Genomic DNA, 12,426 nt, shown 5'->3' on the forward strand with positions numbered 1-12,426 from the left:
GTGGTGCCCGGGAGTCGGTTCGCGGGGCCCGGGCACCACGGCGTAGAGGGGGTCCGCCTGGCGGTCAGCAACCTCCGTTCGCAGGATGTGGCTGACGCCGCGGAGAGACTCGGCGATGCCCTGGAGGATCTCCGGTGATCCCTGGTGTTCGGGGGATCCTGCGCGGCAGGGAACAGCGTGCGTCCATGCAGAGACATCTGCTGCGGCGGTGGCCGTGGCTCGTGCAGATCGCCCTGAACATACCCGGGAGTCCAAAGCGTTTGGAAGGCGATCTGCTCTGTCTGGAGCGAACCGGCGCGGCTGTCGGGCGGCGGATCTTTTCTCCCGCAGGCCTCAGCCTGCGGATCACCATGGTGGACCCCGCAGGCCCCGTGGCGTACCTCTGCGGCGAAGACGGGGATCCCCGGAAACGCAAGCGGATTGCTGTGGAGCTGGAGGAGGGGCTTCCCTGGGGGCGGGTGCTTGATATCGACCTCGTCACGGAAGAGGGGACCCTCCACCGGCAGGAACTCGGCTACCCGGCGCGACGATGTTTCGTCTGCGGCGAGGAGGCAAAGGCCTGTGCCCGCCTCCATCGGCACACGTCCACGGCCTTGCGGCAATGCGCCGCCGGTCTCGTCAAGCGGGCCTGCAGCGATCCCCGGGCGGGCGGCTACCTCTGGTGATCCCCCGTGTCGCTCTCCATGATGGTTGTCATGTAGCGTTTCCATAGCCAAAGCGCCGCTATTGCCGTGCATGTCCCCCCGAGCAGCCCCCAGAAGATCATCCACGGTGCTCCGCGGTCGAACAGGTATCCTCCAAGCCCGGCAAGCGCCCGTCCGTAGAGAACAAGAGTGGCAAGAGAAAGACAGAGAACGACGAGTCTCATGGAACCTCCTTACAAATGGAAAAAAATCGCCCCAAAAACCTTATAAACGGAAAGGATTTCTGCTTGAGGCAGGGGGTTTCCCGCTGGTACGATAGTATACACTAAAGTGTCGCACTACTCGAAAGAGTGTGGCCATTCCAGGGGGTGCCCCGCGATGCGTGGACCACGATTATACACCACATCCGCCGACTACGTGTACCAGGAGCTACGCCAGCGCATCATCACCAAACAGCTCAAACCGGGGCAACGCCTCCCAGAGTTGAATCTGGCCGTTGAAATGGGAGTGAGCAGGACGCCCGTGCGGGAGGCCCTCCGCAAGCTTTCCAGCGAGGGGCTCGTAGATCTGGTGCCCCACAGCGGGGCCCGGCTGGCCATGCCGTCGAGAGCGGAGATGGAGGATGCCTACCGTGTGCGAGCAGAGCTGGAGGCGTTTGCGGCGCGACTGGCCGTTGCCAACACCATGAAACGGCATCTCCGACGGCTGGAGGAGCTCCTCTTTTCCGAAAAACAGGCCTTCCGCGAAAGGGATCTCGAACACTACCTCCAGATCAACGAGGCCTTTCACTGCACCATCGCCGAAGCGAGCGGCAATAGAGTTCTGGGATCCTACATCAAGAATGTGCTTGCCAGAACCAATGTGTATGTCGTCTTCTACGATCCCTTTTACGAACTGGAGCACAACCCGAGCGTGGAGGAACACAGCGCGATCATCGAGGCGTTGCGGGCGCGGGACACAGGACAGACGGTTCACCATATGGAGCATCACCTTGCCCTCTCCCTGGAGATCCTCTCCGGGCCGCAGTAACGGCGATCATTGCAAAAAACGGGAAGGGCGCTCCGCGTGCTCTTCCCGTTTTTTTGCTACACTAACGGTTGGCGTGGCAATTGCCGATTCGAAGATAGAGGTACAACGATGAATGCGGGGTGGAAACGACCATGGACACGACGATTCCTATTTTGGATCTCAATCGCTCCTACGGGGAGATTGCCGAGGAGGTTCGCGGGGCTGTACAGAGGGTGCTGGATGGACAGCAGTTCATCCTCGGCCAGGAGGTCGCCGATTTCGAGGAACAGGCGGCGAATTTTCTTGGAGCGAATCATGCAACAGGGTGCGCCTCCGGCTCGGATGCCCTTCTTCTGGCGTTGATGAGTCTCGACCTCCAGGCCGGGGACGAGGTGATCACAACGCCCTTCAGCTTCTTTGCCACGGCCGGCGCCATCGAACGGCTTGGTGCAAAACCGGTGTTCTGCGATATCGATCCCGATTCGTTGAACCTTCGGCCCGATCTGATTGCGCGGGCTGTGGGGGAACGGACCAGGGCGATATTGCCTGTGCACATCTTTGGGCAGATGGCACCCATGAAGGAGATCCTCGAATTGGGAGCCTCCCGGAACATACCGGTGATCGAAGACTGTGCCCAGTCCTTCGGGGCTTTTGAGCTCTTTGAGGGGAAACCCTGTTACTCCGGTACGCTTGGGACGGCCGGCTGCTTTTCCTTTTTCCCGACGAAAAACCTCGGCGGCTGTGGTGACGGCGGGCTGATCACCACCAACGACGAGGGCATCTACCAACGGATCAGATCGCTGCGGGTTCATGGGGCGCTGAAGACCTATATCCATGAAGAGGTGGGGCTGAACAGCCGGCTGGATGCGTTGCAGGCGGCCATACTCTCCGTCAAATTGACCAGGCTGCCCCAGTGGAACGAACAGCGCCGTGAAGCGGCGGGGGTCTACTCCATTCTCTTCGGCGAGCACGGCCTGCTGGACCGTGTGCAGGTGCCGGTGGTCCAGGATGGGCGCAATCACATCTTCCACCAGTACGTTATCCAGTGCGACCGGCGGGATGCGCTCAAGGACTATCTCAGCCGACAGGGCATCGGAACCAAGGTATACTATCCGCTCTGTCTCCACAGACAGCCCTGTTTCGCCCACCTCGGCTATCAAGAAGGCGATCTGCCTGTCGCCGAAGAGGCGAGCCGCAGGGTTCTGGCGCTGCCGATCTTTCCGGGTATCACACCGGAAGAGCAAGAGCGGATTGTGGAAACCATCGCGGCCTTCTACGGGGGTTGACCATCATTGACCTATCGCCCCTCCTTGCGTATAATCGCTCTGTGCGAGGCAATGCGATGCCGGAGACAATATAAGGGAGGTACCCTCTATGTTTTTCCCTTTCTTTTTCGATTTTAGCATCATACTCTTGATTCCTGCTGTGATCTTTGCCGGATGGGCGCAGTTGAAGGTCAAGTCCTCCTTTGCCAAATACAGCAAGGTGCGCGCGGGCAGGGGTGTGACGGCCCGCCAGGTGGCTCGGCTGCTGCTTGACAGCTATGGACTGCAGCGCATTCCGGTGCGCCAGGTGGGCGGGCAGCTCACGGACAACTACAATCCCAGGGAGAAGACGCTCAATCTCTCGGAGAACGTCTACAACAGCAGCAGTATCGCGGCCATAGGCGTGGCGGCCCACGAGACGGGGCACGCGATTCAGGACCTGAAGAACTATGCACCCATGCGTATCCGAAATGCCATCGTGCCGGTGGCGAACCTCGGCTCGGGGCTTGCCTTCCCGCTCTTTTTCATCGGGCTGCTCTTCCAGGCCAGTGGGCTGATGACCCTGGGAATCCTGGTTTTCGTCGCCGTTCTGCTCTTTCATCTGGTGACGCTTCCGGTGGAGCTGGACGCGAGTTCGCGGGCGCTGCGCATCCTGGACAACAGGAGCGTTCTCTCGTCGGAGGAGCTGCGGGGCGCCAGGGCTGTTCTCAACGCGGCGGCCCTGACCTATGTCGCCGCGACGGTGATGGCGGCGGCGCAGCTGGTGCGGCTTCTGGTGTTGCGCAATATGTTCGGTGGTGACGAGTAGCCGGTTTCCGCAGACGATGAAGCTCGAGAAGGGGTAAAAATCGGTGAAATCGCAAATTGAAGGCTCGCCACTCCACGCTATAATGGGGTGGCGCCTTTTCTGTAGGGAGGATATCCGTGTACGGATGGTTGTTGCTGCTGTTGGTTCTCCTGGTGATGATACCGTGGTTTGGTGTGGCACTCCTCTTCTTTCTCCTGTTCTTTTTCCTCCTGTTCATACCTCTCGGCTTTGCGGCCAGTTCCTTTATCTGGCTTATCGTGGGGCCGAAGCAGCTCCTCAGTGTGCTGACCAACAGGCGGGTACGCCAGAACCACGCCCTTGAGCACGCAACGGCCACGATCCTCGAACGGCGCTACGGTGTGCGGGTCTCCGGGCTCGCCTACCGTGAAGGCTTTACGGTCAAGGCCTCACTGCCGGCTCCGGAGGTGGTCGCCGATACCGCGGCCCTCGCCTTGCGCCGATTGCAGCGTGGGGAGAGGGAGCTGGCGATTCATCCCAAGTGCGGGACCACGCTGGTGGTTGTGAATATTCTGTCGGCCCTTGTTTTTGTTACACTCCTTTTGGTGACGGGGCAAATCAGTATTCTCACGGTTGCTGTTGCGTTGCTGGTTGCGCATCTTGTAGGGCCGTTGGCGAGTGCCTTTGTGCAGCGCTACGTAACCACCCTGCCGGATGTAGAGGATGTACGCATTCTGGGGATCGAACCTGTGTTGCAGGATCGAAGACGACGCCGGCTGCACGTGATGGGGTACGCTGGAGGACAGTGGTTTGTCCGAACGCAATCGAAGAACGAACGGTACGAGGCTGCGGTTGTCGGGTAGATTTGCAGGAGGTGCACGCTTCCAAGGCTGCCTGTGGAATCTCGGGGAGGCGCATGAATGAAGAGATTTATGTATCTGAGTTTTGTCGTTGTTCTGCTTGTTATCGTGGCCTCCGGTGCCCTGACACTGTACTATGTGTTCTGGGGCGGAGAGGAGATAAGCACGCCTCCTCTGGAAGGAATGAGCGCCATCGAGGCTGTCGAGATCGCCCAGCAGCATGGGCTCCTGGTCCGGATGGACAAGGTGGATTCCCTGAAGGAACCCGGCATCGTCCTCTCGCAATGGCCGGAAGCGGGGTCGAAGATCAAGGAGGGAAAGGTGCTGATTCTGAAGATCAGCAAGGGCGGGGACCGGGTGGCGCTGCCCAACCTCCGGGGGATGGAGTTCAACGAAGCCGTCGCGACGCTTGAGGAGGAGGGATTCACCGCCGGGGATATCGTCCGGATCGACCACCCCGATGTGTTGCCCGGAACGGTGATCGCCCAGAGCCCTTCGGCGCCGGCCCGGCTTCCCAAGGGCGAGCGGATCGATCTGTTGATCAGCAGAGGTCCGTCCGGAGAGGGTGGAACGGTTTCCGTCCCTGATGTGACGGGGAGGGAAGAGGCGGTGGCCCGGCGACTGCTGGCAGGCGCCGGATTGCAGGTGCAGGATGTGCGGTATACCTACACGCAGAATACGCCTGAGGGGATTGTTGTTTCCCTGAGCCCCGCTCCAGGTACGACCCTTCGGCATGCCTCCGGCATTACGCTGGAGGTGGCCACCAACCGCCGGGCGGAAGCCTCGGAGCCGGAGAACCCGACACCGACACCTTCTCAGACAGTGCGGGCGCCGGGGATGGCGGATGGTGTGGCCGATGAGGAACAACAGGTGGCGACCGACAGCCGGCCCGAGGAGCAGCCCCCGGCGGAGACCGAAGAGACGGCAGAGACCGTTTCCCCGGATCGGGAGACGGAGCCGGAGCCTACGGCGACGCCGACGCCGACCCCGGTGCCGGGCAAACTGGCCAAGATCCGGTATCAGGTGCCGCCGCTCTCTGATCCCCTGAATCTCCTTATCGAGATGGTGGATGAACAGGGAAGCCGGAAGATCCTGGACAGAGAGGTAAGCAGCGGGGAGTATGTCAAACTCGACAAGCGGTATGTCGGGAGTGCTGTGGTAACAATCTATCTCGGAGGGGAATTTGTATGGCAGGAACGGTACCGGTAGTGTCACGGATGTACGAACGACTGTCTGCGCGGCGTCCGCTTGTGGCGCCGTCGCTGCTTTCGGCGGATGTGCTGCAGCTCCGGCAGAGTGTAGAGGAACTTCAGGGAGAGATGGATCTGCTGCATCTCGATGTGATGGACGGGCACTATGTCCCCAATCTCTCCTTTGGGCCGCAGTTCGCCGCCGCCCTCAGGGAGGCCTATCCGGAGACACTGCTTGATGTACACCTGATGGTGACGCCGCCGGAGGATTTTGTTCCCTCCTTTCTGGAGGCGAAACCGGATTTCCTCACCGTTCACTGTGAGGCCGGATTCCATATCCACCGGGTGCTTGGCAGGATCGCCGAGTCCGGGGTCTGTCCCGGGGTCGCGATCAACCCCGGAACACCGGTGGCGTTGCTCGAACCGATACTCCACATGGTGGGGATGGTGCTTGTGCTTTCGGTGAATCCCGGCTTTGGCGGGCAGAGCTTCCTGCCCGAGACGATGGAGAAGGTGCGTTCCCTTGTGCGGTGGCGGGAGACCCACGGGGCGCGCTACCTCATTGAGGTTGACGGGGGTCTCGCCTCCGAAAATGTATCCGAGGTGGTTGCGAAGGGCTGTGATGTTGTCGTCGCGGGGAATTCGATCTTTGGCGTATCGCGCCCGTACGATGCTGTCCGGAGCCTTCGTAGCGCTGCAGAAAAGGGGTTGCGAAGATGAGCGAGGAACAGCTTTCCCTTCAGGAACTGGGTGAGCGCCTGCGGAGGTTGAGAGAGGAGCAGGGATACTCGATCCAGGAGGTTGCCGAGGGTATCCGGGTTCGGGACATCTTCATCCAGGCGATCGAGGAAGGGCGTATCGACGACCTTCCGTCGACAGTCTATGCACGGGGATTTATCCGAAACTATCTCTCCTTCCTCAAGGTTGACGAATTGTGGGATTCCTACAGGGAAGTCTTGCCGCCGGTGAAGAGTGTGGACGTCGCCTCTTCCGTGGGGACCTATGCCCCGCCTCCGAAGGGCTTCAAACGTGTTCCCCGGTGGGGGCTGTACGTCCTTGTGGTGGTGCTCGTGATCTCGGGGTATTATTCATGGAACAAACGGGAGGCCATACGGGAGGCCTTCACAAGGACCCACGATACCCAGACGGTGACGGAGGAGGCGCAAAACGATGGAGAGACCCTGATCTCCGGGGACCAGTTGAATCTCGCTCTTGTCACCACCTCCGACGAGGTCTCTCCGGATGTTCCCTCGGCAGATCCTGCGCTCTCTCCCGATGAAACGCCGGCGGCGACGGTTGCATCGCCGGATTCGGCGGACAGGGTGCGGAGTGGGGATATGGCATGGCTTGACCAGATCGACGGGGAGCGTGAACAGCCCCGGCAGGAGGAGCAGCAGGAAAAGACACTGACAATACGGTGTACGGGGCGCTGCTGGACCAGGGTCCGGCAGGGTGAAGAGCAGTTGTATGTCGGGACGCTGGAAGAGGGGGATACCAGGAGCTTCCCCATGGATGCCGTGCTGTCGCTCCGTCTGGGCAATGCCGGGGTTATCGTAGCCAACTGGGAGGGGCGCGATCCGGAGCCCCTGGGGTACGACGGCGAGGTGGCCACGGTGCGTATCTATCCCGATGGAACAATTGAAAAGGACTAGTTACCCCGAGGTGGCCATCGTCAGCCTGGGCTGTGCGAAAAACCAGGTTGACAGCGAGAACCTTGCAGGCATCCTCCACAGAGCGGGATGCACGATTGTCGCTGAACCCTCGCAAGCGGAGACGGTGATTGTGAACACCTGCGGCTTCATCGAGGCTGCGATTCGGGAGAGCGTAGAGGTGATCCTCGATCTGGAGGAGCGGAAGGAGCGGGGGGAGATCCAGGCCATCGCTGTTGTGGGATGCCTGGTGAACCGTTACGAAGACGAGCTTCGGGAGGAGCTCCCCACGGTCGACTACTGGGCCCGGAGCGAGGAGTGGAGCATGCTCTGCGGGGCCCTGACGAAGGAAGCGTCACCGGCGGGGGAGAACAGACAGCGGCTTCTCCCCGGATATCCGTGGTGGACGCGCTATCTCAAGGTGGCGGACGGGTGCGACAACCGGTGTACCTACTGTACGATTCCTTCCATACGGGGCCCGTTGCGGAGCCTCCCCGAAAAGCGCATCGTCGACGAGGCGGAACAGCTGGTTCGTTGCGGTGCCCGGGAGCTCTGTCTGGTGGGGCAGGACATTGCCTCCTATGGGAAAGAGCAGGGGCCTTCCCGACTCGCGGGCCTTCTTGAGATGCTTTCTTCGGCGTTGCCGGAGGATATCTGGATCCGGCTTCTGTACCTCCATCCCGACAATATCCCCCCTCACTTCTGGGAACGCCTGGCGGCACTCCCACAGGTACTCCCCTATGCGGACATCCCTGTCCAGCACAGTCATCCCGCCATACTGCAACGTATGAACCGGAATCCCGATACGGAGCGGTTGCACGCCCTTTTGCGCGCCCCCAGGGATCTGGATGAGGGGTTTGCGTTGCGCACGACCACTATGGTGGGATTCCCCGGTGAGACCGAGGAGATGTTTGATTCACTCCTTGCCACGATAGCGGAGATCAAGTTCGATAATCTGGGGGTATTCTGCTTTTCCCCCGAGGAAGGCACACCGGCTGCAACCTTTCCCGATCCTGTGGACCGGGAGACAGCGGAAGAACGGAAGGAACGGGTGCTGGAGCTCCAGGAGGCCATAGCCCTTGAGCGGAGCGAGGCCATGGTGGGTGCGGAGCTCGACGTCCTGGTGGAGGGCTATCACCGGGAAGATGGACTTCTGTGGGGGCGATCGTACCGGGATGCCCCCGAGGTTGACGGGAGTGTCGTTGTCGCCGCACCGGAGGATGCCGTGACGCCGGGAGAGCGCATCCCTGTCGTTATTGAAGAGGCTCTGGGGTACGAGCTCAGGGGAAGGATACGGGAAGCATGAACGATCACAGAACGACCCGTCCACAGACCGCGATCGCCATCGCGACGCTCTTCGGCATCGGCCGGCGATCTTCCATGCCGGGAACCCTGGCCGCGGGGATCGGGTTTCTGGCGGCACTCCTTTTCCCCTTTCCCGTACTCTACGGTTTGCTGCCGCTCGTTGTGGTGACCGTGGTGGTCCTTGCCCGGGCCGTCCCGTCGATGACGGAGGAGGAGCGGAAGGCCATTGTGGCAGACAGGATGACGGGGGTCTGGACGACACTGGTGATGCTGCCCGCCTCGCTGGTTCTGCCGGCCTTTTTTCTCTACAGGATTGTGGATATCATCCGTCCCTTCCCTGTTTCGGCGGTCCAGCGCCTCCCGGGTGCGGCAGGGATGGTCGGTGACGATATCGTCTCCGGTATCCTGACGAATCTGCTCCTGCGTTTCTTTCACTGGCTCTTTTTGGCCCATGGACTGCGTGCGATACTGGGAGGATGATTGGTGTGCAAGAAGCAACGGCTGTGCTCGGCGCCATCGGCGACGAGATTCTGGAAGGCCGGAGAAGCGAGGGCAACGGTCACTGGCTGGCCGCCGAGCTCCATGCCCGCGGGTGGACGGTGCGTGCGATCGAGGTATTGCCGGATGAGGTCGCCGAAATCGAAGCGTTCCTGCAACGATGGTCCGGTGCCTGTTCGCTGATTGTTCTCTCCGGTGGACTGGGGCCGACGGAAGACGACAAGACACGCTTTGGCATCGCCCGCTATCTCGGGACAGAGCTTGCTGAGGATCCCCTCTACGAACGCATTCTCGAGCGATACACCGGGGATCTCCGGGACATCATCAGCGACTCCCGGCGGTACCAGGGGTATATCCCACAGAACGCCGAGGCTGTCTACAATCCAGTTGGTTCCGGCCTGGGCATCAAGTTTATTACGCAGGAAACCACCGTCCTGTCTTTTCCCGGCGTGCCGAGGGAATTCAAAGCCATGGCCCGGCAGGAGCTCACGGCCTTTGAGCGTGGAGACAACGTAAGCGTAGAGATCTGCATTACAGGCTGGCCGGAGGGTCGACTCGCCAAGGAGATCGCTCCGCTTGTGTCTGCAGATTCCGTCAAGACCGCCTTTCTGCCTTCCTACAATCTCATTACAGTAGTGCTCAACGGCCCGGAGGAGGCGGTGCGGCAACAGCGGGAACGGATTGAGCGGCACCTGGAGGAGGACTGCCTTCCCCGGGGGGTCTCTACCCTCGAAGAAGCCATTCTCCTGGGCTGCGAACGGACGGGGCGCCGGCTCTCCCTGGCGGAATCCTGTACCGGTGGAATGCTTGCCGCCCGGTTGACCTCCGTGTCGGGGGCATCGAAAGCCTTTGCCGGCGGCATCGTTGCCTATAGCAATGATGTGAAGTGCAGCCTCCTCGGCGTGCACTGGGAAACACTGGAGCGCCACGGCGCCGTGAGTGAAGCCTGCGCCGCCGAGATGGCCCGGGGTGTCTGCCGGCAATGCGGGACAGAGGTCGGCTTGAGTGTTACCGGTATTGCCGGTCCTACCGGAGCAACGCCGGACAAACCGGTGGGCACCGTCTATGTCGGTCTCTGCCGGGAAGACCGGACCACCTGCCGCCACCGGGTGTTTGCAGGCAACAGGGCCGCTGTGCGTGAGCGGTCTGTCGCCTTTGCTCTGGAACAGCTCTGGAGAGATTCCAAGGAGGGGTGATCGATGTCCCACGGAATACGTGCCTTTGTCTGCATTCCCCTCTCCCATCATTTGACGGTGGAGATAACGCAATGGGTCAGTCGGTTGAAGGCCTTCGGCCCACGGCTCAAGTGGGTACGTCCGGAAGCGATGCACATTACCCTGAAATTCCTCGGCGACATCACGCCACAGACCGCGAAGTGTCTGGATCGGCAGCTGCAGGGCAGCCTGCAGAGCCGCCATACCGCCATGCCTCTTTCCATTTCCGGAGCAGGCGCGTTCCCTTCACTCCGTTCTCCGCGGGTCCTGTGGCTGGGGATCAACGAGAACGACAGCGAACTGCAGCGGATTTACGAAACCGTTGAATCCTCCGCCGTCGCCTGTGGACTGGAGCGGGAACGGCGCGGCTTCCACCCCCACGTGACCCTGGCAAGGCTGAAACAGCCAGGTGATTGCACGATGTCGCTCCTCGAGGCCCTCACAGAGGAACCGCTGCAGGGCAAATCCTGGATGGCCAACAAGGTGATTCTCATGCGCAGCGACTTACAGAAAGAGGGAGCCCGGTACACACCGATGGGGGAGTACCGTCTTCCCGTAGGCGAAGACGAATAGCGTTTCCTCAAGCGGTGGTGAGCAACACAGATAAGGAGGTAATCCAATGGCGAAAAAGAAGGAAAACCTGACCCGTGAGGATGTGCTGGAGCAATCCCTCAGCGACATACGCAGCAAATTCGGTGAAGGCGCCATCATGCGTCTTGGCGACCAGCATGTTGTGTCGGTGGATGTGATTCCGACAGGCATCCTTCCCCTGGATGTCGCGCTGGGGATAGGAGGGCTTCCCAGGGGACGGATCATTGAGATATTCGGACCTGAAGGTACCGGGAAGACCACCCTGGCGCTGCATGCGGCGGCGGAGGCACAGAAGGCCGGCGGCATAGCGGCCTTTATCGATGCCGAGCATGCCCTTGATCCGCGGCTCGCCAAGTCGGTGGGTGTCGATATCGCCTCTCTCTATATCTCACAGCCCGACAGCGGCGAACAGGCACTCTTTATTCTTGACTCACTGGTGCGGAGTGGAGCGGTGGACTTCATCGTTGTTGATTCGGTGGCCGCCCTGACCCCGCAGGCCGAAATCGACGGGAAGATCGGCGAATCCCAGGTCGGTCTCCAGGCCCGTTTGATGTCCTACGCGTTGCGGCGCCTCACTTCGGCCATATCCAAAAGCAAGGGGAGCGTTGCCTTCATCAACCAGCTCCGAGCAAAAATAGGAACCACCCCCTACGGTGGCCCCCAGGAGACGACGACCGGCGGCCGGGCGCTGAAATTCTATACCTCGGTGCGCATCGAGGTGAAGCGAGGCAAAAGCGTTACCAAGGGAGAGGAGAATCTCGGCCACGAGCTCTGGCTGAAGGTGGTGAAAAACAAACAGGCCCCGCCTTTCAGAACAGCTCATACCACGCTTGTCTACGGGAAGGGCATTCCAAAGGCGATGGCGGTGGTCGACATGGGCATTGACCTCGGCATCATCAAGCGCCGCGGTTCCTGGCTGGCCTATCAGGGGGAAACCATCGGTCAGGGCAAAGACAACGTATCGCAGTATCTGGAAGAGCACCCCGAGTTTATGGAACAGGTTGTCCAGGAGGTACGCAAGAAAGCCGCCGAAGGACTTGGGATAGAGCTCGCTCCGGAGCCGGAGTCGGAGCCCTCCCTCCCGTCCGGAGAGGAGGAGCAGCAAAAGGCACAGGGGACCTCCATGGAGGACGAGTTCATGGAGCTCGATTTGGGGGAAGAAACGGAAAGCAGCAGTAATCGGGAGTAAAGCGCCCCAAATGGATCATTATCCCCGTTGTTACGTCGACGTTGGGAGATTGACACGGAGCTGTAAGGTTGGTACAATCCTTCTTGCCCTTAAAGAGAAGGGCGTTTCCACGGCACCTTGACAAGGGATCAGTATGTGAGAGCGGAGCCTTGTTGATATTTTTTGAGAAGAGAGACGAACTCCATGGAGAGTTTGATCTTGGCTCAGGATGAACGCTGGCGGCGTGCGTAACACATGCAAGTCGAAC

The 12,426-nt window shown here is 60.6% G+C and carries 14 protein-coding genes and 1 rRNA gene; 14 read left to right on the forward strand and 1 reads right to left on the reverse strand.

Annotated elements, in window-relative coordinates; translation table 11 throughout:
• Positions 1-134: 134 nt before the first annotated feature.
• Positions 135-665: a citrate lyase holo-[acyl-carrier protein] synthase gene (locus tag K9L28_09970; protein MCF7936653.1), complete on the forward strand. Its 531-nt coding sequence runs from the start codon at positions 135-137 to the stop codon at positions 663-665.
• Here the strand turns inward: K9L28_09970 and K9L28_09975 are convergent.
• A complete protein-coding gene (locus tag K9L28_09975) occupies positions 653-868 on the reverse strand; it encodes a hypothetical protein (protein MCF7936654.1) in 216 nt (71 codons plus the stop codon). The genes K9L28_09970 and K9L28_09975 overlap by 13 nt on opposite strands.
• 154 nt (positions 869-1,022) lie before the next feature.
• Here K9L28_09975 and K9L28_09980 point away from each other — a divergent pair, with 154 nt between their 5' ends.
• The 13 genes from K9L28_09980 to K9L28_10040 form a co-directional block, all read left to right on the forward strand.
• The gene (locus K9L28_09980; GenBank protein MCF7936655.1) at positions 1,023-1,673 is read left to right on the forward strand and encodes a GntR family transcriptional regulator; all 651 of its coding nucleotides are present in this window, start codon (positions 1,023-1,025) and stop codon (positions 1,671-1,673) included.
• 131 nt (positions 1,674-1,804) lie between these two features.
• Entirely contained in the window at positions 1,805-2,938 is a 1,134-nt protein-coding gene (locus tag K9L28_09985) for a DegT/DnrJ/EryC1/StrS family aminotransferase (GenBank protein ID MCF7936656.1), read from the forward strand.
• Positions 2,939-3,026: 88 nt separating this feature from the next.
• The gene (locus K9L28_09990) at positions 3,027-3,725 is read left to right on the forward strand and encodes a zinc metallopeptidase (GenBank protein ID MCF7936657.1); all 699 of its coding nucleotides are present in this window, start codon (positions 3,027-3,029) and stop codon (positions 3,723-3,725) included.
• A 116-nt stretch (positions 3,726-3,841) separates the two neighbouring features.
• A complete protein-coding gene (locus K9L28_09995) occupies positions 3,842-4,546 on the forward strand; it encodes a DUF6391 domain-containing protein (protein ID MCF7936658.1) in 705 nt (234 codons plus the stop codon).
• A 57-nt stretch (positions 4,547-4,603) separates the two neighbouring features.
• Complete coding sequence (locus K9L28_10000) at positions 4,604-5,752, forward strand: PASTA domain-containing protein (GenBank protein ID MCF7936659.1); 1,149 nt, start codon at positions 4,604-4,606, stop codon at positions 5,750-5,752.
• Entirely contained in the window at positions 5,731-6,453 is a 723-nt protein-coding gene (rpe, locus tag K9L28_10005; GenBank protein ID MCF7936660.1) for a ribulose-phosphate 3-epimerase, read from the forward strand. The genes K9L28_10000 and rpe overlap by 22 nt, the downstream gene beginning before the upstream one ends.
• On the forward strand, positions 6,450-7,385 hold the full coding sequence (locus K9L28_10010) for a DUF4115 domain-containing protein (protein ID MCF7936661.1): 936 nt from the start codon (positions 6,450-6,452) through the stop codon (positions 7,383-7,385). The genes rpe and K9L28_10010 overlap by 4 nt, the downstream gene beginning before the upstream one ends.
• Complete coding sequence (rimO, locus tag K9L28_10015; GenBank protein MCF7936662.1) at positions 7,363-8,688, forward strand: 30S ribosomal protein S12 methylthiotransferase RimO; 1,326 nt, start codon at positions 7,363-7,365, stop codon at positions 8,686-8,688. Before K9L28_10010 ends, rimO begins: the two co-directional genes overlap by 23 nt.
• A complete protein-coding gene (locus K9L28_10020) occupies positions 8,685-9,167 on the forward strand; it encodes a phosphatidylglycerophosphatase A (GenBank protein MCF7936663.1) in 483 nt (160 codons plus the stop codon). Before rimO ends, K9L28_10020 begins: the two co-directional genes overlap by 4 nt.
• A 5-nt stretch (positions 9,168-9,172) precedes the next feature.
• On the forward strand, positions 9,173-10,381 hold the full coding sequence (locus K9L28_10025) for a nicotinamide-nucleotide amidohydrolase family protein (GenBank protein MCF7936664.1): 1,209 nt from the start codon (positions 9,173-9,175) through the stop codon (positions 10,379-10,381).
• A 3-nt stretch (positions 10,382-10,384) separates the two neighbouring features.
• Positions 10,385-10,972, forward strand: coding sequence for an RNA 2',3'-cyclic phosphodiesterase (gene thpR, locus K9L28_10030; protein MCF7936665.1), 588 nt, complete (start codon positions 10,385-10,387; stop codon positions 10,970-10,972).
• Between the two features lie 46 nt (positions 10,973-11,018).
• Positions 11,019-12,179 carry a recombinase RecA gene (gene recA / locus K9L28_10035; GenBank protein ID MCF7936666.1) on the forward strand — a complete coding sequence of 387 codons (1,161 nt, stop codon included), beginning with the start codon at positions 11,019-11,021 and terminating at the stop codon, positions 12,177-12,179.
• Between the two features lie 180 nt (positions 12,180-12,359).
• Positions 12,360-12,426, forward strand: a 16S ribosomal RNA gene (locus tag K9L28_10040); the annotation flags it as partial.

The organism is Synergistales bacterium, from assembly GCA_021736445.1.
Taxonomy (GTDB): domain Bacteria; phylum Synergistota; class Synergistia; order Synergistales; family Aminiphilaceae; genus JAIPGA01.